Source organism: Pseudomonas sp. RSB 5.4 (genome assembly GCF_037126175.1).
GTDB lineage: Bacteria > Pseudomonadota > Gammaproteobacteria > Pseudomonadales > Pseudomonadaceae > Aquipseudomonas > Aquipseudomonas fluorescens_H.
On sequence record NZ_CP146986.1, the window covers coordinates 2,163,193 to 2,188,318 of the forward strand.

The following is a 25,126-nucleotide window of genomic DNA, read 5'->3' on the forward strand; positions in this document are numbered from 1 at the left end:
TGATCGATCAAGGCTTCAGATCAGGCCATGACAGCTCTTTGCCATCATCGTGTTTCCACGTTTGTTCTTTGCGTTTTTCACGCTCGATCTCTTCTTCGCTCGGCTCATCGACATCTTCGTCTTCATCTGGACGTTCTTGCTCGGTCGTCATGCGCACCCCCGCTTGTATAAAAAGACTGTACATCCTTAAAGCGTAGAACAATTTTACCCGTCCAACTTACAGCCACCAGCGCAGCAAAAAGAAGAACGCCATGCTCAATAGCATGCTCAGCAAGGTATTACGGGTATAGATAACCAAACCTACTGCCACTAACGAACTAAGCAAATACGGGTTATCCCACTGCAAATTCAGCTGTTTGTCCGGCATGAACACGATCGGCCCGCAGATCGCGGTGAGCATGCCCGGTACGGCAAACCCGAGAAACTGCCGAGCATTACTGCTCAAACGTACCGGCAGGCGCGGTTCGAGAAAAACGTATCGGTTGAGGAACACCAGAATCCCCATGCCGAAAATCACTGCCCAGACCATCATGTGCGCCCCCGATACAGCTTGTTGCAGACAAATCCTGCGGTCATCCCGGCCAGCCCTGACAACACCAGCGCCGAGCCCCACTGCCAATAACTGAACAGCACCGAGCAGAACAAAGACACGGCCACGCACACCACGGTCGGCACATTACGCACCACCGGGGTGATCAACGCGATGAAGGTGGCGGCAATCGAGAAGTCCAGCCCCAGGTGCTCAAGCCCTGGAATGCTGCTGCCCAGGACGATGCCGGCCAGGGTGAACAGGTTCCAGGCGATATAGAACGTCAGACCGACGCCCAAGGCGTACCAGCGATTGAACTGCTGGCGATCATGCTGACTGGTCAGGGCGAACAGTTCATCGGTGAGCAAAAAGCCCAGGCCGATGCGCCAGCGCCCGGGCAGCGGCGAAATCACCGAGCGCATGCTCATCCCGTACAGCAAGTGTTGCGAGGTCAGCAGCAGCGTGGTCAACAGAATCGAGAAAATCCCGGCACCGCCCTTGAGCATGCCGATCGCCACCAGTTGCGCGGCCCCCGCGAACACGATGCTCGACAGGCCCTGCCCCTGTAACGGCGTGAGATTGGCTTCAATCGCCATGGAGCCGGCCAGCAGCCCCCAAGGCGCCGTCGCCAGGGATAACGGCATGATCGCCGCAGCGCCGCGAAGAAACGCACGGCGCGGCATAAGTGAGTCAGACATAACGCTCTTCAACCGAGGAAACGGTCGCAGACTCTGCCAGTAAATGCCCTGTCGCGGCTTGAACAATCTTGCGCACTTGCGCTAAATCGCCGCGCCCCGGTACGACTGTCGGCGTACCATGGGAGCCTTCACAACCGCGTCAGGGAGACGACATGCTGTACCGAATCGCAGCCGACGGGCTGGTGCTGTTCCATCTGTCATTTATTCTTTTCGTGCTGTTCGGCGGGCTGCTGGTACTCAAGTGGCCACGCTTGATGTGGCTGCACCTGCCGGCGGCCGCGTGGGGCGTGGCGGTCGAGGTGTTACACCTGACCTGTCCGCTGACCTACTGGGAAAACCTGATGCGCCACGCCGCCGGGCAGACCGAATACGCCGGCGGCTTCATCGAGCACTACGTCTGGCCGATCATCTACCCCGCCGGCCTGACGCCGCAGATTCAGTTGGCGCTGGGCAGCGTGGTGCTGGTGATCAACCTGCTGGTCTACGGGCGCCTGCTGCGGCGCTGGCAACTGCGCCGCGCCAGCCGCATCCCGTTTTAACGCGTGGCGGGTTTCAAGGCTTGCAGCCAGGCCGGATCCAGGCGCTTCTGGTCGATCTCCAGGCCCAGCGCCTGCATCCGCTCCTTGTGCGCCTCGACTTCCCGATGTAGTTGCGCATGATCGCTGGAGTTACCGTCCAGTTCGTGCATCTGGGTCAGCCCCAGATGATAGAAGCGCAGCACCTTCATCGCGGTCGGATCGTTCTGCTCCACCGCCGCCGTCACCTGATGCATCACGTTGGTCACGCTCATCAGGCTGCGCTTGAGCCGCCAGCTATAGACTGCCGGGGCCATCCAGGTCTGATGCCAGAACTGCCCGCGCATCAGCGCCGCTGTCAGCAGGAACGCGACGAACACCCCGCCGACATTGAAGCGCAGATTGTCGCCGCCGGGTTCGCCGAACAGCGTCACCGCCGCCATCGAAAGCACCATCGCCAACACCAGAAACAGCACGGCAATGATCAGCGTGCTGCGGCGGGTCTGCTGGCGAAACGTTGCTGGGTCCATCGGCTGGATCTCGAACATCGGGCATGACTTCCTTGAGCGATAAAAAGGGCAACGGAAAAAACTCGCCGGCGCATTATCGCCTCTCTCGGGGATTTAGCTATGCTGGGGGCCCTTTTCATCTTTTCAGCGTCCAACGGGGGACATGGCGGTACAGCGCAGATCGTGCCATCTTCATTCATGGATACACACTATTCGGATGCCATTTGCCTGCCACTGGAATGACATCGTTTTAAGGATCATTGCATGACCCAACGACACGTAATCAATGCCTCGGTCAGCCCGAAAGGCAGCCTGGAAACCCTTTCTCAACGTGAAGTTCAGCAACTGAGCGAAGCCGGATCCGGCAGCACCTACACCCTCTTCCGCCAGTGCGCCCTGGCCATCCTCAATACCGGCGCGCATGTCGACAACGCCAAGACCATCCTCGAAGCCTACAAGGACTTCGAAATCCGCATTCACCAGCAGGATCGCGGCGTGCGCCTCGAACTGCTGAACGCCCCGGCCGACGCGTTCGTCGACGGCGAAATGATCGCCAGCACCCGCGAGATGCTGTTCAGCGCCCTGCGTGACATCGTCTACACCGAAAACGAACTCGACAGCCAACGCATCGACCTCAGCTCCTCACAAGGCATCAGCGACTACGTGTTCCACCTGCTGCGCAACGCGCGCACCCTGCGTCCGGGCGTCGAGCCGAAAATCGTCGTGTGCTGGGGCGGTCACTCGATCAACACCGAAGAATACAAATACACCAAGAAAGTCGGCCACGAACTGGGCCTGCGCAGCCTCGACATCTGCACCGGTTGCGGCCCCGGCGTGATGAAAGGCCCGATGAAGGGCGCGACCATCGCCCACGCCAAACAGCGCATCCACGGCGGTCGCTACCTCGGCCTGACCGAGCCGGGGATCATCGCCGCCGAAGCGCCGAACCCGATCGTCAATGAGCTGGTGATCCTGCCGGACATCGAAAAACGTCTGGAAGCATTCGTGCGTGTCGGCCACGGCATCATCATCTTCCCGGGCGGCGCCGGCACCGCCGAAGAGTTCCTGTACCTGCTGGGCATCCTGATGCACCCGGACAACGCCGGCCTGCCGTTCCCGGTGATCCTGACCGGGCCGAAACATGCCGCGCCGTATCTGGAACAACTCGACGCGTTCGTCACCGCCACCCTCGGCGATGCAGCGAAGCAGCACTATCAGATCATCATCGACGACCCGGCCGAGGTCGCCCGGCAGATGACGGCGGGTCTCAAAGCGGTGAAGCAGTTCCGCCGCGAGCGTAACGACGCGTTCCACTTCAACTGGCTGCTGAAGATTGACGAGAGTTTCCAGCGTCCGTTCGATCCGACCCACGAGAACATGGCCAATCTGAAACTGCACCGCGACCAGCCGCCCCACGAACTGGCGGCCAACCTGCGCCGCGCGTTCTCGGGGATCGTCGCCGGCAACGTCAAGGACAAGGGCATCCGCTTGATCGAAGAACACGGGCCGTACCAGATCCGTGGTGACGCGGCGATCATGCAACCGCTCGACGCGCTGCTCAAAGCCTTCGTCGCCCAGCATCGGATGAAACTGCCGGGCGGAGCGGCGTATGTGCCGTGCTATCGCGTGGTGGCGTAACTTTTCAGCCGCCGCATCAGCCAATGTGGGAGCGGGCTTGCTCGCGAAGAGGCCGTGTCAGTCAACCACAATGTTGCCTGACACACCCCTTTCGCGAGCAAGCCCGCTCCCACTATTGTTTTGAGGTCAATCCGATGCTGCCAATCAGCCTTTGTTTCTGACACAAAAGCCCCGTACATTCCTCACGACAGCCACCACCGGCCCGTACTAAGCTTCGCGATCAATTTTTCAGGGACGATTCATGAAACGGATTGCCGCGTGTCTGCTGTCACTCCTGGCCCTGGCGGCCGATGCGGCCGATCTGCAACTGCTCACCGACAACCACCCGCCCCTGCATTTCCAGCAAGGCGATCAACTGGTGGGTTACGGCGTGGATGTGGTGCGCGCGCTGGCCGAACAGACCGGCGACCGGATCGATCTGCAACAAGTGCCGTTGCTGCGCGCCCTGCGCACCGCCAGCGAAACACCCAACACCGGCGTCTTCACCGTCCTGCGTACCGACGAGCGCGATGACCGCTATCAATGGGTCGGGCCGCTGATTGAAGTCGAAACTGCGCTGTATCAGCCGCCGGTAAAAACCCTGCAGCAGGCGGATCAGGCCGGTCGTATCAGCGTGCCGCGCAAATGGCTGATCTACAGCTACCTGCAACAGCAGAACCTGAAGAACCTCGACGGCGTCGAAACCCCGGAACAGATGATGCGACTGTTCAGCCTTGGCCGGACCGACTTCGTAGTCTCCGACACCCTGTCCACCGCCGCACTGGCCCGCACCCAAGGCATGGAACCGGGACGCTTGCAGTATCAGATTCCGCTGATGAAACAGGACACCTACATTGCCTTTTCGCGGCAGACCGATCCGGGTCAGGTGCAACGCTGGCAGCAGGCACTGGAAACCTTGCGCGCCGATGGGCGAATGGAACAGATTCGCCAGCGCTGGTTGATGAATGCACTGCCGAGATGACTGAGCTGCCCCGTTCAACTGCAGGAGTGAGCCTGCTCGCGATAGCGTCAGCCCCTTCAGCAATGAGGTGACTGACCCAACGCTATCGCGAGCAGGCTCACTCCTACAGGGATCTGTGCAGCCGGTCTGCTTTCATTCCACCAGCCGCGCCGCCAGCGCCTTCGCCTGCAATGCCACATCTGTCACCGCCGTGCTCTCCCACCACATCCCGCGCAACGGTGGCCCCATCGCGAACAATCGGCTGCCGGCCTGCCCTTCAGCGTCCAGCACCGCACCGTCCACCGCCGCCGCAATCCCCAAGGCCAACGGCCCCGGACGCACCAGCCCGCGCGCCAACAATTGCTGCGGCAGCGGTCGCGCGACGCGGCGCCAGTCGTACTCGATGCCGCTGGAATTGATCAGCGCTGCACCCTGTACCACACAGGTTTCCACCTCGCCCCGACGCCGAATCCGAATACTCACACCCTCGCCCGCCACCGGCTCAAGCCCCTTGAACGACGCCGCCTGAATCCGCAACCGCCCCTCGTTGTGCAAGCGCTCCACCAATGCCGCACTCAACGGTGGCGAACGGTGATGATGACTCTCCCACCACGGCCGTACATGACGTACGAATTGTCGACGCTGCACGTCAGTCGCCTGACTCCACAGCCGTCCGATGTGCGCCCGCACCGTGTCCAGCGGCGCCTGCCAGTCGATGCCTTGGACGATCGCCTCACGACAATGCCGACGTAGCTCGCGCAACAACTGTCGCGGCGTGCGAATGCTCTGATCCTCGGCGAGGAAATCCACCCACGCCGGCGGTTGTCGACGCACATGGGGCAACAGTCCATGACGGGAAAACACTTCGATCGGCCCGCGATGCCCGGCCTGCTCAAGCGAAACCACCGCATCAACCATGGTCAGGCCGGAGCCGATGATCAGCACGGTCGATTGCGGATCGAGCTGGCGCATGGCCGCAACATCCCACGGATCAAGCGCTGCGGCATTCAGGCCGCTGGATTGTTTCTGCGGCGTGCGAGCGGCGGGGAACATGCCCGTGGCGAGCACGGCGCGAGCACCGCGCAGCGTCTGCCCAATGCTCAAGCTCAGTTGCACCGAGTCGGCATCGGTTTGCAAATCGATGGCTTCGGCGCAGATGTGCTCGACCGTCGAACCGTGCTGCGCACCAACGACCCGCGCTTCGGCCAGACGCTGCTGCACATACACGCCAAACAATCCGCGTGGCGGGAACAGCTCACTGATCGGCACGTTCTGCTCGGCAGATTGCGGCCAGCCGCCAGCGGCAATGTGCGCGGTCAGCCATTGAGTCAGATCATCCGGGTTGTCCGGGTCGACACTCATGCGCGCCGCATTGCCGTTGAGCGTGTGGCCAAGCTCGACGGCGCTGTAGGCTTCGCCACGGCCGAGCTCGGCGCGTGGTTCAATGACCAGAATCTTGCGTTGGCCGGGCAGTCGCAGCAATTGCACGGCCAGCATCGTGCCGCTGAGGCCACCGCCGATGATCAGGATGTCTGCGTTCTGATTCATTTCAAATCACCACATTGCGCACAAACCGCACCGCGACCGCTCCGTCATTGCGATAGCCGTGCGGCTGGTTGCTGGCAAACATGAAAAACTCACCGGCGGAAATGGTGTTGGCCACGTCGCCAACCGTTAACGTCAAGCAACCTTCGAACACGTAAATCTGTTCGCTCCAGCCATCGGCGTCTGGTTGCGAAGGATAAATCTCACCCGGTTGCAGGCACCATTCCCACTGTTCGACTTCACGGGTGGCGGTGGCCTTGGACAACAACACCGCTTTGCTGCCGGGAATCACTCCGGCCCACGCCACCTCGTTGATGCGGCTGGTATCGCGCGCGTCGGGGGCCTGGATCAGGTCGCTGAACGCTACGTCGAGCGCTTCGGCGACCCGGTCGAGGGTGGTCAGGCTGACATTCTTTTCCCCGGCCTCGATCGCCACCAGCATGCGCCGACTGACGCCGGACTTTTCCGCCAGCGCGGTCTGGCTCATGTCGGCAGCGTGGCGCAGGCGCCGGACGTTATGACTGACGTGTTGCAGGACGGACGCCCGTTGGCTGGAATCTTTGTGCACTATATTGCTCACTCGGTGGGGTTGGGCAGTATACTGCGCAACGTTGGGCGCATTGTGCGTCCTGCCTTTTATAGTGCGCAAGGTCATGACGTCAGTGAACGGTTCCTCCACCCCTATCCGCTTCTCCCGCTTCAGCAAGGCCGAGTGCGTGCTGGTGCTGATCACCATGGTCTGGGGCGGCACGTTCCTGCTGGTGCAACACGCTATGACCGTCAGCGGCCCGATGTTCTTCGTCGGCCTGCGCTTTGCGGCGGCGGCTTGCATCGTCGCGCTGTTCTCCTGGCGTCACTTGCGTGAACTGACCCTGTTCGAGCTCAAGGCCGGCGCCTTCATCGGCGTGGCGATCATGCTTGGTTACGGCTTGCAGACGGTTGGCCTGCAAACGATCCCGAGCAGCCAGTCGGCATTCATCACCGCGCTGTACGTGCCCTTCGTGCCGTTGCTGCAATGGCTGGTGCTGGGCCGTCGTCCGGGGTTGATGCCAAGCATCGGCATCATGCTGGCGTTTACCGGGTTGATGCTGTTGTCCGGTCCGTCCGGGGCTTCGCTGAATTTCAGCCCCGGAGAAATCGCCACGCTGATCAGCGCCATCGCGATTGCCGCCGAGATCATTCTGATCAGTACCTACGCCGGTCAGGTCGACGTGCGCCGGGTGACCGTGGTGCAACTGGCGGTGACCTCTGTGCTGTCGTTCCTGCTGGTGGTGCCGACCGGCGAAGCGCTTCCGGATTTTTCCTGGACCTTGCTGGTGACCGCACTGGGCCTCGGCGCAGCGAGTGCGGCGATTCAGGTGGCGATGAACTGGGCACAGAAGAGTGTTTCGCCGACTCGTGCAACATTGATCTATGCCGGTGAGCCGGTATGGGCCGGGATCGTCGGGCGAATCGCCGGGGAGCGCTTGCCGGCGATTGCCTTGGTTGGCGCGGGGTTGATTGTCGCGGCGGTGATTGTCAGTGAGTTGAAGACCAAGGGTAAGGTTGTCGAAGTGGACGTTGAGCTGGAGCGGGAGACCCAAGGCTGATCCGCAATATCTTGAGTGCCTGACCCATCGCTTTCGCGAGCAAGCCCGCTCCCACCTTGAAATGTATTTCAAATGTGGGAGCGGGCTTGCTCGCGAAAGGTCCATCCGTCACAACATCCCTCCCCCTGAAACAATGCCAAACCAAATTTTTCAGACTACTTTGTAGGATTCTGAGACATCCTCGGGTTTGGTAATCAGGGAGCTGGCACGTATGATGCTTCACAAACTTCCGCAGATTAGAAGCCTATGTCCCTGATAGTTCTACTGCTTCTGCCATTCATTGGCAGCTGTCTGGCAGCGGTGCTGCCACACAACGCGCGTAATACCGAATCCCTGTTGGCAGGTCTGGTCGCTTTGATCGGCACCGTGCAGGTTGCGCTGTTGTACCCGCAAATCGCCCACGGCGGGGTGATTCGTGAAGAGTTCATGTGGCTGCCCAGCCTGGGTCTGAACTTCGTCCTGCGCATGGACGGCTTCGCCTGGCTGTTCTCGCTGCTGGTGCTGGGCATCGGCGCACTCGTCTCTTTATATGCGCGTTATTACATGTCACCGGACGACCCGGTGCCGCGCTTCTTCGCCTTCTTCCTGGCGTTCATGGGTGCGATGCTCGGGCTGGTGATCTCCGGCAACCTGATCCAGATCGTGTTCTTCTGGGAGCTGACCAGCCTCTTCTCGTTCCTGTTGATTGGCTACTGGCACCACCGTTCTGACGCCCGGCGTGGCGCCTATATGGCGCTAATGGTCACCGGTGCGGGAGGATTGTGCCTGCTGGCGGGGGTCATGATCCTCGGCCATGTCGTCGGCAGCTATGACCTGGACAAGGTCCTGGCCGCCGGCGATCAGATTCGCGCACATGCCCTCTACCCTATTCTGCTTCCCCTCATCCTCATCGGCGCCCTCAGCAAAAGCGCCCAGTTCCCTTTCCACTTCTGGCTGCCGCACGCCATGGCGGCGCCCACCCCGGTTTCGGCTTATCTGCACTCGGCGACCATGGTCAAGGCCGGGGTGTTCCTGCTCGCGCGCCTGTGGCCGTCGCTGTCCGGCAGTGAAGAGTGGTTCTACATTGTCAGCGGCGCCGGTGCGTGTACGTTGTTGCTCGGCGCCTACTGCGCAATGTTCCAGAACGACCTCAAGGGTCTGCTGGCCTACTCGACCATCAGCCATCTGGGCTTGATCACCTTGCTGCTGGGTCTGAACAGCCCACTGGCGGCGGTCGCTGCGGTGTTCCACATTCTCAACCACGCGACCTTCAAGGCCTCGCTGTTCATGGCCGCCGGGATCATCGACCACGAGAGCGGCACCCGTGACATCCGCAAACTCAGCGGCCTGATCAAACTGATTCCGTTCACCGCCACGTTGGCGATGGTTGCCAGTGCATCGATGGCCGGCGTGCCGTTGCTCAACGGTTTCCTCTCGAAAGAAATGTTCTTCGCCGAAACCGTGTTCATCAACGCAACCGCGTGGGTCGAAGCAGCACTGCCGATTGTCGCAACCATCGCTGGCACATTCAGCGTCGCCTACTCGCTGCGCTTCACCGTCGATGTGTTCTTCGGCCCGACGGCTACCGACCTGCCGCACACCCCGCACGAACCGCCGCGCTGGATGCGTGCGCCGGTGGAGCTGCTGGTGTTCACCTGTCTGGTCGTCGGGATCTTCCCGGCCCAAGTGGTCGGCCCGCTGCTCGCGGCCGCCGCGCTGCCGGTGGTGGGTGGCACGCTGCCGGAGTACAGCCTGGCGATCTGGCACGGTCTGAATGCACCGATGATCATGAGCCTGATCGCCATGTCCGGCGGCATCGTGGTCTATCTGCTGTTGCGCAACCAGCTCAAACGTGGACGCTTCAAATACCCGCCGCTGGTGGGCCGTTTCAACGGCAAGCGCCTGTTCGAGCGCAGTCTGGTGATCATGATGCGCATGGCCCGTCGGGTAGAACGCCGACTCGGCACCCGACGCCTGCAGATGCAACTGTTCCTGATGGTCCTGGCGGCAGTGCTCGCCGGCCTGATCCCGATGTTGCACAGCAGCCTGAGCTGGGGCGACCGGCCGAAGATTCCGGGCTCCATCGTGTTCGTCACCCTGTGGCTGCTGGCGATTGCCTGCGCCCTCGGCGCGGCATGGCAGGCCAAGTATCACCGTCTCGCCGCCCTGACCATGGTCAGCGTCTGCGGGCTGATGACCTGCGTGACCTTCGTCTGGTTTTCGGCGCCGGATCTGGCCCTGACGCAACTGGCGGTGGAAGTGGTGACCACGGTGCTGATCCTGCTCGGCCTGCGCTGGCTGCCACGACGCATCGAAGAAGTCTCGCCACTGCCATCGAGCCTGCGCAAGGCCCGGGTGCGCCGCTTGCGCGACTTGCTGCTGTCGATCGCCGTCGGCGCCGGCATGGCACTGCTGTCCTACGCCATGCTGACGCGGCAGACGCCCAACGACATTTCCTCGTTCTACCTCAGCCGTGCCATGCCCGAGGGCGGTGGCAGCAACGTGGTCAACGTGATGCTGGTGGACTTCCGCGGCTTCGACACGCTCGGTGAGATCACCGTGCTGGTGGCCGTGGCACTGACCGTGTTCGCCCTGCTGCGGCGCTTCCGTCCGCCGAAAGAAAGCCTGCAATTGCCGGCCCAGCAACGCTTGCTCGCGCCGGACGTGGTCACCGATCTGGTCAACCCGCGTACAGCCAGCGACACCGCGCTCGGTTTCATGATGGTGCCGGCAGTGCTGGTGCGCCTGTTGCTGCCGATTGCGCTGGTGGTGTCGTTCTACCTGTTCATGCGCGGCCACAACCAGCCGGGCGGCGGTTTCGTCGCCGGATTGGTGATGTCAGTGGCGTTCATCCTGCAGTACATGGTCGCTGGCACCCAGTGGGTCGAGGCGCAAATGAGCCTGCGACCGCTGCGCTGGATGGGCACCGGCCTGCTGTTTGCCACCGCCACCGGTCTCGGGGCGATGGCGGTCGGCTATCCGTTCCTGACCACCCACACCTGGCATTTCGCCTTGCCGCTGCTGGGCGAGATCCATATCGCCAGTGCGCTGTTCTTCGATATCGGCGTGTACGCCGTAGTGGTCGGCTCGACGCTGCTGATTCTGACCGCGCTCGCCCACCAATCGGTGCGTGGTCACAAGACCGCGTCGCTGCCCAAGTCCGTCGCCAGCAAAGGAGCCGTCTGATGGAAGAAGTCATCGCAATCGCCATCGGCGTACTCGCCGCGTCCGGTGTCTGGCTGGTGTTGCGGCCACGGACATTCCAGGTGGTCATGGGCCTGTGCCTGTTGTCCTACGCGGTCAACCTGTTCATCTTCAGCATGGGCAGCCTGTTCATCGGTAAAGAGCCGGTGATCAAGGACGGCGTGACCCAGGACCTGCTGCACTACACCGATCCGCTGCCACAGGCCTTGGTGCTGACGGCAATCGTCATCAGCTTCGCCATGACCGCGCTGTTCCTGGTGGTGTTGCTGGCGTCGCGGGGCCTGACCGGCACCGACCACGTCGACGGCCGGGAGCCCAAGGAATGATGGCGATGACTCACCTGATCGCCGCACCGATCCTGCTGCCGCTGCTGACCGCCGCCATCATGTTGATGCTCGGCGAAAAGCACCGCCCGCTGAAGGCGAAAATCAATCTGTTCTCCAGCCTCGTCGGCCTGTTCATTTCGGTGATGCTGCTGCAGTGGACGCAAACCACCGGTGTGCCCGGTTCCATCGGCGTGTACCTGCCGGGCAACTGGCAGGCGCCGTTCGGCATCGTGCTGGTGGTCGATCGCCTGTCGGCGTTGATGCTGGTGCTGACCGGCATCATCGGCGTCAGCGCCCTGCTGTTTGCCATGGCGCGCTGGGACGGCGCGGGGTCGAGCTTCCACGCGCTGTTCCAGATTCAACTGATGGGCCTGTACGGCGCGTTCCTCACCGCCGACCTGTTCAACCTGTTCGTGTTCTTCGAAGTGCTGCTCGCCGCCTCCTATGGCCTGTTGCTGCACGGCTCGGGTCGGGCGCGGGTGTCGTCGGGGCTGCATTACATCTCGATCAACCTGCTGGCCTCGTCGCTGTTCCTGATTGGCGCGGCGCTGATCTATGGCGTCACCGGCACCCTGAACATGGCCGATCTGGCGCTGAAGATTCCACTGGTGCCGGAAGCCGACCGTGGCTTGCTGCACGCCGGCGCGGGGATTCTCGCCGTGGCGTTCCTGGCCAAGGCCGGCATGTGGCCGCTGAACTTCTGGCTGGTGCCGGCCTACTCCTCGGCGAGCGCACCGGTGGCGGCGATGTTCGCGATCATGACCAAGGTCGGCGTCTACACCCTGCTGCGCCTGTGGACGCTGCTGTTCTCCGGGCAAGCCGGGGCTTCGGCATTCTTCGGTGGTGACTGGCTGATCTACGGCGGCATGGCGACCATGGCCTGCGCGGCGCTGGCGATTCTGGCCGCGCAACGTCTGGAGCGCATGGCCAGCCTGAGCATTCTGGTGTCGGCGGGGATTCTCCTGTCGGCGGTAGGTTTCGCCCAGCCGAACCTGATCGGCGCAGCGCTGTTCTATCTGGTCAGCTCGACCCTGGCCCTGAGCGCACTGTTCCTGTTGGCCGAACTGATTGAGCGTTCGCGTTCGGCCAACGAAATCCCGCTGGAGGACGAAAACGAGTTGTTGCCACGTCCGCAGGAATCCTTGCAACCGCCCAAGGGCATCAACCTCGACGACGAACAGAAAGCGGTGGTCGGTCAGGTCATTCCGTGGACCATGGCGTTTCTCGGTTTGAGCTTCATTGCCTGCGCGCTGTTGATCATCGGCATGCCGCCGCTGTCCGGGTTCATCGGCAAGCTCAACCTGATCGGTGCCCTGCTCAATCCGTTGGGGCTGGGGACTGATGCTCCAATCTCGAATGCCGCATGGGCGTTGCTGGCCCTGCTGATCCTCTCCGGACTGGCCTCACTGATGGCATTCGCCCGTATGGGTATCCAGCGTTTCTGGACACCCGAAGAGCGCCCTTCGCCGCTGCTGCGCAAGCTGGAATGTGCGCCGATCTTCCTGTTGCTGGGGCTGAGCATTGCACTGACCTTCAAGGCCGAGCCATTGCTGCGCTACACCCAGGCCACCGCCGACGCCTTGAACAATCCGCAGCAATACGTGATGGCGGTGCTCGGCACTCGCGCCGTGCCAAGCCCTGAAGCCAAGGCGGCGATGCTGGAGGTGCAACCATGAAGCGTATATTTCCGGCGCCGTGGCTGTCACTGGCACTGTGGGTCTTGTGGCTCACGCTGAACCTGTCTGTCAGCCCGGGCAATCTGCTGCTCGGTGCAATACTGGGGTTCGCGGCACCGCTGATGATGCGCAAGCTGCGTCCGAAACAGGTACGCATTCGCCGCCCGCTGACGATCCTGCGCCTGTTCCTGCTGGTCGGTCGTGACGTGATCCTATCCAACCTGATCGTCGCCTGGGGCGTGCTCAACGCCGGTCGTCGGCCGCCGCGTTCGCGCTTCGTCAAAGTGCCGCTGGACCTGCGCGACGCCCACGGTCTGGCCGCTCTGGCGATGATCTGCACCGTGGTGCCCGGCACCGTGTGGTCGGAGCTGGCGTTGGATCGCAGCATCCTGCTGCTGCACGTTTGGGATCTGGATGACGAGGCGCACTTCATCCACCACTTCAAGACTGCCTACGAGCAGCCGTTGATGGAGATTTTCGAATGAGCCCGCTGCTGTCGAACGCGATTCTGCTGACGCTGTTTCTATTCTCGCTGGCGATGGTCCTGACCTTGATTCGCCTGTTCAAGGGGCCTTCGGCACAGGATCGGGTACTCGCTCTGGATTACCTGTACATCGTCGCCATGCTGATGATGCTGACGTTGGGCATTCGTTATTCCAGTGACACTTACTTCGAGGCGGCGCTGCTGATCGCGCTGTTCGGCTTCGTCGGCTCGTTTGCCCTGGCGAAATTCCTGCTGCGTGGCGAGGTGATCGAATGAATGCTGAATTGTCGCTGTGGGTCGAGATTCCGGTGGCGATCCTGCTGGTGCTCAGCGGAGTGTTTGCGCTGATTGGCGCGACCGGATTGCTGCGCATGAAGGATTACTTCCAGCGCATGCACCCGCCGGCGCTGGCCTCGACGCTGGGCGCCTGGTGTGTGGCGCTGGCATCGATCATCTGCTTCTCGGTGCTCAAGTCCGGGCCAGTGTTGCACGCGTGGCTGATTCCGATTCTGCTGGCGATTACCGTACCGGTGACCACGCTGCTGCTGGCGCGGGCGGCATTGTTCCGCAAGCGAATGGCGGGGGATGATGTGCCGGCTGAGGTGAGTAGTCGCAGGACCGAGAGCGGTAGTTAGTTTCTACACCTATGGTGTCTGAGCGGGCCTCTTCGCGAGCAAGCCCGCTCCCACATTTGGAATGCATTTCCCCTGTGGGAGCGGGCTTGCTCGCGAAGAGGCCGGTGCTGCCAACCCATGAACCGGGTCAGATCCAAGCCACCGCCAACAACCCCGCCCCCAACACTAGGCACAACGGCGAATACACCCAGGTATCCAGCCGCGCAAACCGCGAATCCTTCACCTCTTTGAAAAACCCCACCAGATTCGAATCACCAATCGCCCGGGCAAACATCAACAATGCAATCGCACTGATCACCCATTGCAACGCCTTGTGGTGCACCGCCGGCATGCCCCAGCCGACCCGCATGCATACCAGCGCGGCAATCGCCAATAATGCTGCCGCCACCACCAAGGTAATCCAGCCTGACGGTTTGAACGCCGGTCGCACCGTTGCCACCAGACCTTGCACCGGCACTTGCGGTACCGCCGCTACCGCCGCCCATTGCCCACCCAGCGCCCAATACACATGTACCAGGGCGATCACTGCAAATATCGTCACCAGCCATTGAGCCAACACAAAGGTCATGGTCGAGAATCCTTTCCAGGGATTTGAACAAAACATCCTAGTTGGCATTTTTTGAAGTGCACGACCGATCGGCGGTACGGTAAAGTGCCGCCCCATGAAATTCACCCGTTCCGATCGCTCACTGCTGGCCTGGATGCTCTATTGCTGCGTCCTGTTCAACGTGTTCGCCTGCAGCATCGGTCACGGGCAAATGGTCGGAATGCAGCTCAACGGTATCGGCGGCCAGTTCTGTACGGTCGACCCGGCCACTCAAGCGCCGCTGGCCAGCAATCCCACCGAAGAGCAACTGCCGACCCTGTCCAAGGCGTTCGGCTGTCCGCTGTGCTCGGTCGGCGGCGGCATGGGCCCGGCATTCAACTCCAGCCTGACCCTCGCGGTTCTGCCCGAGCAACACAGCCCGCCGCTGGCACCCATCGTCAGCGCCGACCTCCCCGCCCGCTTCACCTGGCCTTCGGCCAACCCTCGCGCCCCGCCGCTCGCCTGAGTGTCTTTGCCTTTTTGATTTTTTCAGCCCACTGCGCCAACGCGCGGCGTTTGCCTGTGCGCTGATTCCTAGACAAGCATTCAGGATTCAACGATGAAACACATTCCTCTGCTGGCGAGCCTGTGCGGCTGCCTGTCCCTTAACGCTTGGGCGCAATCCACCGTGGATCTGGCGCCGATCACCATCGACGGCGAATCCACCAGCGAACCGGGCCTGAGCCTCGATCAATCCAGCGGCATGGCCTCGCGCCTCGGCCTCAACGTGCGCGACACCCCGGCCTCGGTGGCCGTCGCCAACCGCAACGACATCGAACGCCACGGCGCGCAAAACTTCCAGGACGCCGCCAATACCCTGCCCGGGGTCAATGCCAGCGCACCGCCAGGCTTTGGCGGATTCGTCTCCTACCGCGGCTTCACCAGCAGCCAGATCACCCAGATGTTCAACGGCGTCACCGTCTCTGGCGGCCTCGCCCGGCCGGTGGATTCATGGATCTATGATCGGGTCGAGCTGGTGGGCGGGCCTTCGTCACTGATCAACGGCGCAGGCTCGGTGGGGGGTTCACTGAACTACTTGACCAAACTGGCAACTCGCGACGAACAAGCCGCTGAAGGTCGCGTCAGCTACGGCAGTTACGACACCACCGAAACCGCGCTCGGCCTCAATCACGCGCTGACCGACCCGAGCGCCGACGTGCAGCACTACGCGCGGCTCGATGTCAGCCACAACACCAGCAACGGCTACATCGACCGCCAGGAACGCGATGCCTGGAGCGTGGCGTTTTCGTTGCTCAGCGACCTCACGCCGGATCTGTCGCACACCCTGGCCCTGGAATATCAGGACGAACACGAAGACAGCCCGTACTGGGGCACGCCGGTGCTCAACCCCAAGGCCGGCGAGTTGAAGATCGACAAACACAACCGCTTCAACAACTACAACGTCGAGGACGGGCGCTACGAACAGCGCACGATCTGGGTGCGCTCGATCATCGACTACCGGATCAACGACAGCACCACCCTGCGCAACACGCTGTATCACCTCGACAGCCAGCGCGATTACCGCAATCTCGAGACCTACCAGTACAACGCTGACAACAGCGCGGTGAACCGCTCCACCGCCTATCAAGTACGGCATCAGGGCGAGCAGAACGGCAACCAGTTCGAACTGCGCCACGACAACACCCTGTTCGGCCTCGACACCACCTGGTCCGGCGGTTTCGAGTACAAGGTCAACCAGACCACCAACTCGCCGCTGAATATCAAAGGCGCAAGCTCGGTCGACCCGAACAACTACCGTCCGGGGCATTTCTACGATATTCCCGGCACCAACCCGACACTGATCAGCGACAAGACCAACGAGGTCACCACCAAGGCGCTGTTCGTGGAAAACCGCCTGGCACTGACCGACAAACTGGCGTTGCTCACCGGCCTGCGTTACGACGATATCGACCTCGACGTGACCAACCATCGCACCGTGACAGCCGCCAACCCCAAACACCTCAAGCGCAGCTGGGAGCCGGTCACCGGGCGCGTCGGCTTGACCTACCAGTTCATTCCATCCGCCAACGTCTACGTGCAATACAGCACCGCCGCCGAGCAGCCGAATGGCACCCAGGACTTCGATGTTTCAACCGGCAAGCAGTGGGAAATCGGTAGCAAGTTCGACTACCTGGATGGCCGTGGCTCGGCGACGGTTGCCGCCTACACCATCGAGCGCAAAGACTTTGCTGTGACTGATCCGATGGACCCGACCAGCAGCATCCCGGTGGGTCAGCAAACCTCGAAAGGCATCGAGATCGCCAGTTCCCTGCGGATCACCGACAAGCTGATGGCCGAAGGCAACTTCGCCTGGGTCGATGCGCAGTACGACGACTTCACCGAAAAGAATGCCGCCGGCGTAGTGGTGTCGCGCAAGGGCAACACGCCAACCAACGTTCCGGACCGGGTCGGCAATCTGTGGCTGACTTATGATTTTTCGCCGCAATGGCAAGGTGGGGTCGATGCACGGTATGTGGCGTCGGTGTATGCGGATACGGCGAACACCATGACCGTGCCGTCGTACACGCTGTTCGGCAGTTTCCTCAGCTATAAGGTCGACTCGCAAACCACCGTCACCGGTCGGGTGCGTAATCTGACCAATGAGGTGTATGCCGAGTTTGCGCATGTTTCGCCGGCGTACTATCTGGGTACGCCGCGCACCTTTGAATTGGCGGTGCAGACGAAGTTTTAAAAGCGTAAAAGCTTCGCGAGCAAGCCCGCTCCCACAATTGGAACGCGTCCTCCTGTGGGAGCGGGCTTGCTCGCGAAGAGGCCAGCGGACTCACCACCTACTTCAGATCAGCCGCCACCTTCTCCGCCACATCCTTCGGCACCCACGCCTGCCACACCTCCGGATGCGCCTTCATGAACGCTTCCGCCGCCTGGCGTGGCGCGGTGTGCTTCTCGCTCATCTCGGCCAGCGCCTTGTTCAGCGGCTCGATAGGTAAATCCACCTTGCTGAAGAAAGCCGCGATCTGCGGATACTCTTTCTGGAACGGTGCAGAGACCCCGATCGACAGCTTCGACGCCAGCGAACGGGTCGGTTTCGGATTGGGGTTGTCGGCATCGGTCAACGTCTTCCACGCCTCGGCATCGAACGGTGGCTCCTCCAGCTGCACCAGTTTGAATTTGCCAAGCAGCGGCGTCGGCGACCAGTAATAGAACAGCACCGGTTTGCCCCGACGAATCGATGAGGTGATTTCGGCGTCCAGCGCCGCACCCGATCCACTGCGGAAATTGGTGTAATCGTCCTGCAGGCCGTAAGCGGTCAGTTTCTGTTTGTTCACCACTTCCGAGGTCCAGCCAATCGGGCTGTTGAGGAAACGCCCTTTGCTCGGGTTCTCGGGATCAGCGAACACGTCCTTGTATTTCTTCAGGTCATTGACGCTGCGCAAGTCCGGGGCCATGGGCTTGATGCCCTTGGCCGGATCGCCCTTGATCACGTATTCCGGCACCCACCAGCCTTCAGTGGCACCCTTGACTGTATCCCCCAGGCTGGCGACCTTGCCCTCGGCTTCGGCCTTGACCCACACCGGACTGCGCCCGGCCCACTCTTCGCCAATGACCTGAATGTCATTGTTGGCCAGAGCGGTTTCCAGGGTGATGGTGGTGCCCGGCAGCGTATCGGTCGGCAGGCCATAGCCCTTCTCGACGATGATCCGCAGAACATCGGTGATCAGGCTGCCGCTTTCCCAGTTCAGGTCGGCAAAATGGATGGGCGTTTGCGCCGCCGTCACCGGTTGCGCCGATGTCAGCACACCGAACGTGACCACGCTGGCGGCCAGTAACCGTCGAAATCCTTTCATGCTTTTGCACCTCGTGCTGTTCACAGCAATAGCAGGATGGCCTGGCAGAAGACCGCAAGCCTCTGAATACTCAGTCAACTGACTGTAGCCGAGGTTCCTGCTTTTTCCGGGACCGGTTCCCGACGAGGTTATGTTTCAGACTTTTCCTGCAAGCTTTGCAGCTCGCGTCTGACCATGCTGGCGTATTCCGCAGGCCGCAAGGCGTAGATCTGCGCAGCCACCCAGTTCAGCCACGCGCCCTGCAACTCGGCTTTGGCCTGAAACAGCCGCAAGGCCTCTTCACGCGCGCGGTCGAGGTTCTGCGAATGGAAGTCGGCGCGACTCAAACCACCGCTCACTCGCTGGCCTTGAACGTGATCAGTTCGCCCTTGCGCCACTTCGCCGCTTTACCGGTCACGGCTTTCAGGGTCTTGGTCAGGCCTTCCTGCAATTGCTGATGCGCGGCAAACACCGTCACCACGCTATGGCCTTCCTTGAACAGGATCGCGTGTCCGTCCGCGGTATCGACAAAGGCATAGTCGCCCAGGCCATACACCGTCAGTTTGATTTCGCGAAAGCGAATATCCATCTTGCCGCCTTCACGGCTGGGCAGAACGGCAGCGCTGAAATGATCGCCGACCTTGAGCTTGAGCCCCGGTTTGTCATCGACTACCAACGCACTTTCGGTGTCGATCTCGGCCACATAAATGCCTTCGGCGTTCTGTTCGGTGATGTAAACAAAACGCGATTGAAACTGCTTGACCAGCTTTGCACGCAAATCACCCAACACGAACAAAGCATGCATATCGAGATTACTGACTGCCAAAGAAACATCCCCACATCTGAAAAGTACCCTGCGCCAAAACGCGCACGGCAAAAAAACGGCCAGGCCGATGCTGTTACCGAATGACTTCAGTAAACCTGAAACAAGCAGAACGCCCATTCATCGCGAGCTCGCAAGACTACTGGAAAGTCACGCGAGAAACTTGGCTCGACGTTCGCCAGGCCTTGAAGGAAAAGTCCTCACTTAAGCGTAGTGAAGACGGACTACAAACTTTAGGGAAAAAGCTGACGAAAAAAAGCCTTTTTCCGACATATCACCGGTAAAAAATTGCTTTAGATAGACACCTGTCGCCAACAGGCACTGGCGATTCTAGAGCAGCGATGCTCCTTCCGACTACCCAAACCGACCTGTAACCGTCGGCTACCCCATGAAAAGGACTTCATATGTGCACTCTGACTCACTTTGCCCAGCCTTCCAACCCCGGTATCGATCAACCTTTCGTGCTGCAAGGCGCTGACTTACCGGACCTTGCACCCTACGCACAAAGCGCTTACGCGCCGCGATTTCAGGTAATACCGGCGGGTAACGCGTTCTTTCATATCAAGGAATCGTCTACCGGACGTGTAAGAGGTTTCCGCGAAGACCATAACGAAGCGTGCGCCCTCGCCCGCTCGCTTGAATCACGAATCGAACTCTTGTCCAACGGCTGCCTCAGATAAAGAGCAAGCGACAGCGCCATTCCGGCACACGCAAAAGGAGTACACGATGGAACTGCCAGCATATGATTTGAAAACCCTGTTCGACCAACTGGGCCTGCCATCGGAAGACGGAGCAATCGACGATTTCATCGAAGCGCATCCGCTGGACGCCAACACCAAGTTGATCGATGCGGACTTCTGGACGCCGCAACAGGCGCAGCTTCTGAAGGAATGGCTGCGCGCCGACGGCGAAGAAGCGGTGATGGTCGATGAATTGAACGTACGCCTGCACGACGGCCGTTAATACATGTCAGTGCAGGCTGTCGCCAGGCTCGGCCATCAGTTGCGCGAGCCAGGCAGCCTTGCACTCCTCCGCCTCGTCGCGACTGGCGAACGCGGTGCCACGCCGCTCACCGTTGAGCAACACCACCCAGCAGACGCTGCGGCCCATCGCGCGCAATCCGGCGGGCACACCACTGCCAATCATCACTGCGACATCGACTCTGCACATACTGACCTCTCGACTTCATTAGCTACCTAACTAATAGCAATGTTAGTGACTTCGTCGCAGAGGAAACAGCAACGCCCGTGCACAGATTCATTGCACGAGCGGTAACAATCGATCAGCGCGGACTTTCCGGCTTATATCCCAAACGCAGACCGCCCCAATGCCGCCCCTTGACCATGATGGGCACCGACAGGTCATGCATCAACTCCCCGGTATCGCGGGTGTAAGTCTGCAGCAACACCGCTTGTTGATGGCTGCCGCAGCGAATCCCGGTGCGATCGGCGAACTTGCGTTTGGTGCGGTTGCCCACCGCGTCCACCTGCACGTCGCCAGTCAACGGCTGACTGAACGCCAGGTTGTGCGTCGGCACATAACCCTGCTGCGTGCAGGCGATGGCGAACACCAAGCCCTCGTGGCGTGGCAGCAACGGCTCCTGGATCGCCGGCAGCACCTGATCGGTATAGTGATCGAAACGGGTCTGAAACTTCGCCGGTTGCGTCCCGGGAATCGGTTGATACTGGCGGTCGAACAGATCATCGAGGCTGATTCGCCCCTGCTCGACATCCGCCTCGAACCGCGCCGCAATCTGACTCGCGCCTTCACGCGCCAGGTCATAGACGCGCTGGTGATAGTCATCCAGACCAACTTCGGCCAGACGCTCGCTGATGGTTTCCGCCTGGCCTTCCATCTGTACGGCGGCCTCGGCCAGGCGCCGGGTCTGTTGATCGCTGATCGCCAGATCACTGCGCATCTGCTCAATGGCCTTGAACAGACTGTCGAGCTGCTCACGGTTGGTTTCTGCGCCACGGGCGATTTCACCGACCTGGGTTTCCACCCCGGCCGCCAGCCGCGCGATATTTTCCAAATGCTGGCCGGTGTTTTCAACTTGTTCGACACCGGTCTGCAAATCGCTGGACAGCTCGCGGATCTGCTCCACCACTTGCGCCGTGCGTTGCTGAATATCGGCGACCATCTCCCCGACTTCGTCGGTCGCCGAGGCCGTCCGGGCCGCCAGACCACGCACCTCATCCGCCACCACCGCAAAACCACGACCATGCTCGCCCGCCCGCGCCGCTTCAATCGCCGCGTTCAACGCCAGCAGATTGGTCTGGCTGGCGATGGATTGAATCACCAGGGTTACGCGCTGAATGTCATCGCTGCGCAGACTCAGGGCCTCGATCAACTCACGGCTGGCATTGGCGCGTTGACTGAGTTGATGCATACGCGCAATCGATTCCACCAGTTCAGTGCGCCCGGCCGCGCTGCTGTGATGCGCTTCGCTGGCAGCCTCCAGCGCTTCACGGCTGAGCTGTGAGGTGGCGTGTTCGGTGGCGATCATCACTTCGGCGTTGCTGACAATCTGCGCCGCCGCGTCGAGTTGCGATTCCAGTTTGCTCGCCAGTTGCTTGACGGAAAACGCCACGCCGGCGGCTGACAGCGCGTTATGACTGGTGGTGTGGGAAAGATCGCGGGTGAGTTCGGAAATCGCGCTACCGGTCTCGGCAGGCACAACATCGGGAATGGCACGCGAGCGCAGGCGCGGTAGCCAAACAATCAGCATCGCCAGCGGCATGCCGATGTACAGCGACCATCCACCCAGCGTCATGCCGGCGAGCAACAGCATCAGGGCGATGCTTTGCAGGGTCGGAGCGATCCAGCGGTTTTTCGGCAACAGCACTGGTGCGGGCATAGCCCCAACCAGAGATCCATCTCTCGTCATATCAACACCCCACGCTTGTTCTCATTGTTGTGACTGCATTAAACGCCACTAGAACGCCATTATCCATGGTCCGTTAGTCGTGGGGTCTGCAGCAGGTCAAAGGAACGGCGCGCGAAATATCGCAGACGAACAAATGCAAAGATCGCAGCCCCGTCAGCTCGTGTAGGAGCTGCCGAAGGCTGCGATCTTTTGCAGGCGCCCCCCATTCAGGGAGCAGCCATGGAATCAGGCCTGACGCTGGTGCTTGTCGATCTGCTCGTGACGCTCTTGAGCTTCGATGCAGTACTTGGTGGTCGGGCTGATCAGCAGGCGCTTCAGGCCGATGGCCTCGCCGCTGTCGTCGCACCAGCCAAAACTGTCTTCCTTGATGCGCTCAAGGGCTTGTTCCAGTTGCGGCAGCATGCGCTGGTCGCGATCAATCGCGTTGACCAGCCAGGTGCGCTCTTCTTCAACCGAAGCCGCGTCCGCCGGGTCGGCCGGAGTGTCCAGGCTTTCGATGGCGATACGGTTTTGCTCAATGCGCTCGTGGGTTTCGACTTTCATGTTCTGCAACAGCTCAGTGAAGAAAGCGTGTTGCTCGGCATTCATGTAGTCATCTGCCGGCATCGCCAGCAACTTGTCCTTTGTCATTGATATCTCTATAAAAAAACGTGCATTAAGGCGAAATAGGGAGCGTTCCGGCGAACCGTGTCCGGTCGACGAAAAGGCATCGTTTATTGCAAACGCCACCCGGCACTCAATTTACGAAGGGGCGGCAGTCTAAGGCCCGTTTGAGGCCTCAGCAACTCTAAATACCGGGAATTTGTCCGACAACAGCCGTAAACAGCTCTGACACAGGCTTCGTGGCGGTCATCGGAGTGCGTTTATAGCAAGAAATTCAGTCGAGCGGCTGTATATAGAAGACAAACGGCTAACCGAGCGGCAGTTGGTCGCATTTTTTCAGCCATGCCGCCCGTGCAGTGCATCGTTTCAGCTGCGCAGACGCCGAAAATCTTCCCTGCCAACTGCCCGCACCCCGCCTATCATCAGGCACACCGCAAATAACTGTGGCGAGGGAGCTCGTCGAATCGTCGCACCGTCCCGCTGGGGCCCGAAGCGGCCCTTGCTCTTCAACTTTAAAAAGCAGTGGGCCTGCTTCGCAGTCCAGCGGGAGCAAGCTCCCTCGCCACAGTGTGATTTGATCAGCCCGAAGGATAACTTATGCCCCGCCCCGATCTGCCGGCCAACGACGAGCGCCCCCTCGCCAGCCCCCCGATCAATGCCGAGCGTCTGCTGCAACTGATCACCGACGAATACGACACCCTGCCGCGCCAACTCAAGCGCATCGCCAGCTACATGAGCCAGCAAAGCGACCGGATCATGGTCGACCGCATCAGCGACATCGCCCGCGAATGCGAGGTGCATCCGTCCGCCATCGTGCGCTTCTCGCAGCGCTTCGGCTTCAGCGGCTTCAGCCAAATGCAGGCGCTGTTCCGCAGCGCCTACACCCATAAAGCCTCGCCAGTGCAGAACTACCAGCAACGCATCCGCAGCATGATCGCCAACCAGTCGCAGCCGGCCAGCGACGGCGACCTCGCCCGCGAATGCATCGACGCCACCCGCTCCGGCATCGAACGCCTGGGCCGCGAACTCGACGACGTCGCGTTCGAGAAAGCCGTCGACCTGATCGTCAACGCCGACAACATCTATGTGGTCGGCGTGCGCCGCTCCTTCGCCGTCGCCGACTACCTCGTTTACAACTTGCAACACACTCACAAGCGGATTCATCTGGTTTCCGGGCTGGGCGGCAGTTATCGCGAGCAGATGCGCAGCGTGCGTAGTGGTGATTTGGTGATCGCCATCAGCTTCACCCCCTACGCCAAGGAAACCCAACACTGCCTGCGTTACGCCCGCCAGCAACAGGCCAACACGCTGATCCTCACCGACAGCCAGCTCTCGCCTTTGGCTAAAAACGCCAACAGCCTGTTGCTGGTGAATGAGGGCAGCGCACTGGCGTTCCGTTCGCTGAGTGCGACCTTGTGTTTGTGTCAGGCGCTGTTTGTGGCGGTGGCGTATCGGCTGGAATTGAATGTGGATGAGATTCACGAACAAGCCGGTTTTGACGACTGACATTTGCCTCAGGCTCGGCTAGGTTATGCCTTCCCACCGGTTCGACTTGAAGGAACGCGTCATGAAACTGATCGGCATGCTGGACTCCCCTTACGTGCGCCGCGTGGCGATCTCCGCCAAACGCCTCGGCATCGACCTCGAACATGAATCGGTCTCGGTATTCCGCCACTTCGAGCAATTCCAGCAGATCAACCCGGTGGTCAAGGCGCCCACACTGATCCTCGATGACGGCGTGGTCCTGATGGACTCCACCCTCATCCTCGACTACCTCGAAGCCGCCAGCGGCAAAAGCCTGCTACCGACCGATCTCAAACAACGCGCCCACGCCCTGCGCCTGATCGGCCTCAGCCTCGCCGCCTGCGAAAAAGCCGTGCAGCTCTACTACGAACGCAACCTGCGACCGGCCGACATTCAATACCAACCGTGGGTCGAGCGCGTCGAAGGCCAACTCGCCGCTGCCTTCACCGCCCTCGAACAGGAACTGGAAAAAACCGGCCTGCCCACCGACGGCACCCTCACCCAGGCCGGCATCAGCCTCGCCGTGGCGTGGAGTTTCACCGACCTCGTCGTCCCCGACCAGATCGACACCCGCCGCTACCCGCACATCGCCCAATACACCGCGTACGCCGAAACCCTCGAAGCGTTCGTCAGCACCCCGATGACATGACC

Annotated in this window: 29 protein-coding genes; 16 read left to right on the forward strand and 13 right to left on the reverse strand. The window is 61.0% G+C overall.

Translation table 11 applies throughout. The annotated features are described in order from the left end of the window. Positions 1-7: 7 nt before the first annotated feature. The 3 genes from V9L13_RS09510 to V9L13_RS09520 form a co-directional block, all read right to left on the reverse strand. The gene (locus V9L13_RS09510) at positions 8-151 is read right to left on the reverse strand and encodes a hypothetical protein (RefSeq protein ID WP_177434724.1); all 144 of its coding nucleotides are present in this window, start codon (positions 149-151) and stop codon (positions 8-10) included. A 66-nt stretch (positions 152-217) separates the two neighbouring features. Then, on the reverse strand, positions 218-529 hold the full coding sequence (locus V9L13_RS09515; RefSeq protein WP_177434727.1) for an AzlD domain-containing protein: 312 nt from the start codon (positions 527-529) through the stop codon (positions 218-220). Next, positions 529-1,227: an AzlC family ABC transporter permease gene (locus V9L13_RS09520; protein WP_027612977.1), complete on the reverse strand. Its 699-nt coding sequence runs from the start codon at positions 1,225-1,227 to the stop codon at positions 529-531. Before V9L13_RS09520 ends, V9L13_RS09515 begins: the two co-directional genes overlap by 1 nt. Positions 1,228-1,379: 152 nt before the next feature. Here V9L13_RS09520 and V9L13_RS09525 point away from each other — a divergent pair, with 152 nt between their 5' ends. Further along, the gene (locus V9L13_RS09525) at positions 1,380-1,766 is read left to right on the forward strand and encodes a DUF2784 domain-containing protein (protein WP_338802332.1); all 387 of its coding nucleotides are present in this window, start codon (positions 1,380-1,382) and stop codon (positions 1,764-1,766) included. Here V9L13_RS09525 and V9L13_RS09530 read toward each other — a convergent pair. Next, positions 1,763-2,290: a DUF3087 domain-containing protein gene (locus V9L13_RS09530; protein WP_338802334.1), complete on the reverse strand. Its 528-nt coding sequence runs from the start codon at positions 2,288-2,290 to the stop codon at positions 1,763-1,765. The genes V9L13_RS09525 and V9L13_RS09530 overlap by 4 nt on opposite strands. Positions 2,291-2,515: 225 nt before the next feature. Between V9L13_RS09530 and ppnN the strand changes: the two genes are divergently transcribed. Together ppnN and V9L13_RS09540 are read left to right on the forward strand one after the other, a co-directional pair. Then, complete coding sequence (ppnN, locus tag V9L13_RS09535; protein ID WP_003225941.1) at positions 2,516-3,889, forward strand: nucleotide 5'-monophosphate nucleosidase PpnN; 1,374 nt, start codon at positions 2,516-2,518, stop codon at positions 3,887-3,889. A gap of 241 nt (positions 3,890-4,130) precedes the next feature. Continuing rightward, complete coding sequence (locus V9L13_RS09540; protein WP_338802337.1) at positions 4,131-4,850, forward strand: transporter substrate-binding domain-containing protein; 720 nt, start codon at positions 4,131-4,133, stop codon at positions 4,848-4,850. Positions 4,851-4,982: 132 nt separating this feature from the next. Here the strand turns inward: V9L13_RS09540 and V9L13_RS09545 are convergent, their stop codons facing one another. Continuing rightward, a complete protein-coding gene (locus V9L13_RS09545; RefSeq protein ID WP_338802338.1) occupies positions 4,983-6,377 on the reverse strand; it encodes an FAD/NAD(P)-binding protein in 1,395 nt (464 codons plus the stop codon). Between the two features lies 1 nt (position 6,378). Continuing rightward, the gene (locus V9L13_RS09550; RefSeq protein WP_338802339.1) at positions 6,379-6,942 is read right to left on the reverse strand and encodes an XRE family transcriptional regulator; all 564 of its coding nucleotides are present in this window, start codon (positions 6,940-6,942) and stop codon (positions 6,379-6,381) included. Between the two features lie 85 nt (positions 6,943-7,027). Between V9L13_RS09550 and V9L13_RS09555 the strand changes: the two genes are divergently transcribed. From V9L13_RS09555 to V9L13_RS09585, 7 genes are all read left to right on the forward strand, one after another. Further along, the gene (locus V9L13_RS09555) at positions 7,028-7,963 is read left to right on the forward strand and encodes a DMT family transporter (protein ID WP_338802340.1); all 936 of its coding nucleotides are present in this window, start codon (positions 7,028-7,030) and stop codon (positions 7,961-7,963) included. A 246-nt stretch (positions 7,964-8,209) separates the two neighbouring features. Next, entirely contained in the window at positions 8,210-11,128 is a 2,919-nt protein-coding gene (locus V9L13_RS09560) for a monovalent cation/H+ antiporter subunit A (RefSeq protein ID WP_338802341.1), read from the forward strand. After that, positions 11,128-11,472: a Na+/H+ antiporter subunit C gene (locus V9L13_RS09565; protein ID WP_003225953.1), complete on the forward strand. Its 345-nt coding sequence runs from the start codon at positions 11,128-11,130 to the stop codon at positions 11,470-11,472. The genes V9L13_RS09560 and V9L13_RS09565 overlap by 1 nt, the downstream gene beginning before the upstream one ends. Continuing rightward, complete coding sequence (locus V9L13_RS09570; protein ID WP_003225955.1) at positions 11,469-13,148, forward strand: monovalent cation/H+ antiporter subunit D; 1,680 nt, start codon at positions 11,469-11,471, stop codon at positions 13,146-13,148. Before V9L13_RS09565 ends, V9L13_RS09570 begins: the two co-directional genes overlap by 4 nt. Further along, complete coding sequence (locus V9L13_RS09575) at positions 13,145-13,633, forward strand: Na+/H+ antiporter subunit E (RefSeq protein WP_338802342.1); 489 nt, start codon at positions 13,145-13,147, stop codon at positions 13,631-13,633. Before V9L13_RS09570 ends, V9L13_RS09575 begins: the two co-directional genes overlap by 4 nt. Then, positions 13,630-13,908: a K+/H+ antiporter subunit F gene (locus tag V9L13_RS09580; RefSeq protein ID WP_003225959.1), complete on the forward strand. Its 279-nt coding sequence runs from the start codon at positions 13,630-13,632 to the stop codon at positions 13,906-13,908. The genes V9L13_RS09575 and V9L13_RS09580 overlap by 4 nt, the downstream gene beginning before the upstream one ends. Next, complete coding sequence (locus tag V9L13_RS09585; RefSeq protein WP_103521433.1) at positions 13,905-14,267, forward strand: Na+/H+ antiporter subunit G; 363 nt, start codon at positions 13,905-13,907, stop codon at positions 14,265-14,267. Before V9L13_RS09580 ends, V9L13_RS09585 begins: the two co-directional genes overlap by 4 nt. A 127-nt stretch (positions 14,268-14,394) precedes the next feature. On the opposite strand, the gene V9L13_RS09590 is transcribed toward V9L13_RS09585, so the two are convergent. Next, positions 14,395-14,835 carry a DUF3995 domain-containing protein gene (locus V9L13_RS09590; protein WP_338802343.1) on the reverse strand — a complete coding sequence of 147 codons (441 nt, stop codon included), beginning with the start codon at positions 14,833-14,835 and terminating at the stop codon, positions 14,395-14,397. Positions 14,836-14,929: 94 nt separating this feature from the next. Here V9L13_RS09590 and V9L13_RS09595 point away from each other — a divergent pair, with 94 nt between their 5' ends. Next, the gene (locus V9L13_RS09595) at positions 14,930-15,319 is read left to right on the forward strand and encodes a DUF2946 domain-containing protein (protein WP_003225964.1); all 390 of its coding nucleotides are present in this window, start codon (positions 14,930-14,932) and stop codon (positions 15,317-15,319) included. A 93-nt stretch (positions 15,320-15,412) separates the two neighbouring features. Next, complete coding sequence (locus V9L13_RS09600) at positions 15,413-17,545, forward strand: TonB-dependent receptor (protein WP_338802345.1); 2,133 nt, start codon at positions 15,413-15,415, stop codon at positions 17,543-17,545. Positions 17,546-17,642: 97 nt separating this feature from the next. Here the strand turns inward: V9L13_RS09600 and V9L13_RS09605 are convergent, their stop codons facing one another. From V9L13_RS09605 to V9L13_RS09615, 3 genes are all read right to left on the reverse strand, one after another. Continuing rightward, positions 17,643-18,659, reverse strand: coding sequence for an ABC transporter substrate-binding protein (locus V9L13_RS09605; RefSeq protein WP_338802346.1), 1,017 nt, complete (start codon positions 18,657-18,659; stop codon positions 17,643-17,645). A gap of 128 nt (positions 18,660-18,787) precedes the next feature. Further along, a complete protein-coding gene (locus V9L13_RS09610; RefSeq protein ID WP_338802347.1) occupies positions 18,788-18,985 on the reverse strand; it encodes a hypothetical protein in 198 nt (65 codons plus the stop codon). Between the two features lie 8 nt (positions 18,986-18,993). Then, the gene (locus V9L13_RS09615; protein ID WP_003225973.1) at positions 18,994-19,464 is read right to left on the reverse strand and encodes a hypothetical protein; all 471 of its coding nucleotides are present in this window, start codon (positions 19,462-19,464) and stop codon (positions 18,994-18,996) included. Positions 19,465-19,865: 401 nt separating this feature from the next. On the opposite strand from V9L13_RS09615, the gene V9L13_RS09620 reads away from it, so the two are divergent. Continuing rightward, complete coding sequence (locus V9L13_RS09620; protein WP_338802348.1) at positions 19,866-20,141, forward strand: hypothetical protein; 276 nt, start codon at positions 19,866-19,868, stop codon at positions 20,139-20,141. Positions 20,142-20,187: 46 nt separating this feature from the next. Then, positions 20,188-20,424, forward strand: a complete 237-nt coding sequence (locus V9L13_RS09625; RefSeq protein WP_003225976.1) for a DUF2789 family protein — start codon at positions 20,188-20,190, stop codon at positions 20,422-20,424. 6 nt (positions 20,425-20,430) lie between these two features. On the opposite strand, the gene V9L13_RS09630 is transcribed toward V9L13_RS09625, so the two are convergent. The 3 genes from V9L13_RS09630 to V9L13_RS09640 all read right to left on the reverse strand — a co-directional run bounded on the left by V9L13_RS09630 (position 20,431) and on the right by V9L13_RS09640 (position 22,978). After that, positions 20,431-20,631 (reverse strand): hypothetical protein, encoded by a 201-nt coding sequence (locus V9L13_RS09630; protein WP_003225978.1) that lies wholly within the window; start codon positions 20,629-20,631, stop codon positions 20,431-20,433. Positions 20,632-20,743: 112 nt separating this feature from the next. Continuing rightward, positions 20,744-22,348: a methyl-accepting chemotaxis protein gene (locus tag V9L13_RS09635; protein WP_338802349.1), complete on the reverse strand. Its 1,605-nt coding sequence runs from the start codon at positions 22,346-22,348 to the stop codon at positions 20,744-20,746. A gap of 225 nt (positions 22,349-22,573) precedes the next feature. Then, the gene (locus tag V9L13_RS09640; protein ID WP_003225981.1) at positions 22,574-22,978 is read right to left on the reverse strand and encodes a TraR/DksA family transcriptional regulator; all 405 of its coding nucleotides are present in this window, start codon (positions 22,976-22,978) and stop codon (positions 22,574-22,576) included. 570 nt (positions 22,979-23,548) lie between these two features. Between V9L13_RS09640 and V9L13_RS09645 the strand changes: the two genes are divergently transcribed. Both V9L13_RS09645 and V9L13_RS09650 read left to right on the forward strand, forming a co-directional pair. Next, the gene (locus V9L13_RS09645; protein ID WP_226500193.1) at positions 23,549-24,457 is read left to right on the forward strand and encodes a MurR/RpiR family transcriptional regulator; all 909 of its coding nucleotides are present in this window, start codon (positions 23,549-23,551) and stop codon (positions 24,455-24,457) included. A gap of 61 nt (positions 24,458-24,518) precedes the next feature. Beyond that, positions 24,519-25,124: a glutathione S-transferase gene (locus V9L13_RS09650; protein ID WP_134786682.1), complete on the forward strand. Its 606-nt coding sequence runs from the start codon at positions 24,519-24,521 to the stop codon at positions 25,122-25,124. The last annotated feature ends 2 nt before the right edge of the window (positions 25,125-25,126 follow it).

Coding starts and splice junctions, on each gene's coding strand:
- V9L13_RS09575 (WP_338802342.1), top strand. CDS start 13,145: ATGAAGCGTATATTTCCGGCGCCGTGGCTGTCACTGGCACTGTGGGTC.
- V9L13_RS09555 (WP_338802340.1), top strand. CDS start 7,028: ATGACGTCAGTGAACGGTTCCTCCACCCCTATCCGCTTCTCCCGCTTC.
- V9L13_RS09585 (WP_103521433.1), top strand. CDS start 13,905: ATGAATGCTGAATTGTCGCTGTGGGTCGAGATTCCGGTGGCGATCCTG.
- V9L13_RS09545 (WP_338802338.1), bottom strand. CDS start 6,377: ATGAATCAGAACGCAGACATCCTGATCATCGGCGGTGGCCTCAGCGGC.
- V9L13_RS09605 (WP_338802346.1), bottom strand. CDS start 18,659: ATGAAAGGATTTCGACGGTTACTGGCCGCCAGCGTGGTCACGTTCGGT.
- V9L13_RS09650 (WP_134786682.1), top strand. CDS start 24,519: ATGAAACTGATCGGCATGCTGGACTCCCCTTACGTGCGCCGCGTGGCG.
- ppnN (WP_003225941.1), top strand. CDS start 2,516: ATGACCCAACGACACGTAATCAATGCCTCGGTCAGCCCGAAAGGCAGC.
- V9L13_RS09540 (WP_338802337.1), top strand. CDS start 4,131: ATGAAACGGATTGCCGCGTGTCTGCTGTCACTCCTGGCCCTGGCGGCC.
- V9L13_RS09515 (WP_177434727.1), bottom strand. CDS start 529: ATGGTCTGGGCAGTGATTTTCGGCATGGGGATTCTGGTGTTCCTCAAC.
- V9L13_RS09635 (WP_338802349.1), bottom strand. CDS start 22,348: ATGACGAGAGATGGATCTCTGGTTGGGGCTATGCCCGCACCAGTGCTG.
- V9L13_RS09570 (WP_003225955.1), top strand. CDS start 11,469: ATGATGGCGATGACTCACCTGATCGCCGCACCGATCCTGCTGCCGCTG.
- V9L13_RS09590 (WP_338802343.1), bottom strand. CDS start 14,835: ATGACCTTTGTGTTGGCTCAATGGCTGGTGACGATATTTGCAGTGATC.
- V9L13_RS09510 (WP_177434724.1), bottom strand. CDS start 151: ATGACGACCGAGCAAGAACGTCCAGATGAAGACGAAGATGTCGATGAG.
- V9L13_RS09630 (WP_003225978.1), bottom strand. CDS start 20,631: ATGTGCAGAGTCGATGTCGCAGTGATGATTGGCAGTGGTGTGCCCGCC.
- V9L13_RS09595 (WP_003225964.1), top strand. CDS start 14,930: ATGAAATTCACCCGTTCCGATCGCTCACTGCTGGCCTGGATGCTCTAT.
- V9L13_RS09645 (WP_226500193.1), top strand. CDS start 23,549: ATGCCCCGCCCCGATCTGCCGGCCAACGACGAGCGCCCCCTCGCCAGC.
- V9L13_RS09625 (WP_003225976.1), top strand. CDS start 20,188: ATGGAACTGCCAGCATATGATTTGAAAACCCTGTTCGACCAACTGGGC.
- V9L13_RS09565 (WP_003225953.1), top strand. CDS start 11,128: ATGGAAGAAGTCATCGCAATCGCCATCGGCGTACTCGCCGCGTCCGGT.
- V9L13_RS09560 (WP_338802341.1), top strand. CDS start 8,210: ATGTCCCTGATAGTTCTACTGCTTCTGCCATTCATTGGCAGCTGTCTG.
- V9L13_RS09580 (WP_003225959.1), top strand. CDS start 13,630: ATGAGCCCGCTGCTGTCGAACGCGATTCTGCTGACGCTGTTTCTATTC.
- V9L13_RS09640 (WP_003225981.1), bottom strand. CDS start 22,978: ATGACAAAGGACAAGTTGCTGGCGATGCCGGCAGATGACTACATGAAT.
- V9L13_RS09600 (WP_338802345.1), top strand. CDS start 15,413: ATGAAACACATTCCTCTGCTGGCGAGCCTGTGCGGCTGCCTGTCCCTT.
- V9L13_RS09620 (WP_338802348.1), top strand. CDS start 19,866: ATGTGCACTCTGACTCACTTTGCCCAGCCTTCCAACCCCGGTATCGAT.
- V9L13_RS09520 (WP_027612977.1), bottom strand. CDS start 1,227: ATGTCTGACTCACTTATGCCGCGCCGTGCGTTTCTTCGCGGCGCTGCG.
- V9L13_RS09530 (WP_338802334.1), bottom strand. CDS start 2,290: ATGTTCGAGATCCAGCCGATGGACCCAGCAACGTTTCGCCAGCAGACC.
- V9L13_RS09525 (WP_338802332.1), top strand. CDS start 1,380: ATGCTGTACCGAATCGCAGCCGACGGGCTGGTGCTGTTCCATCTGTCA.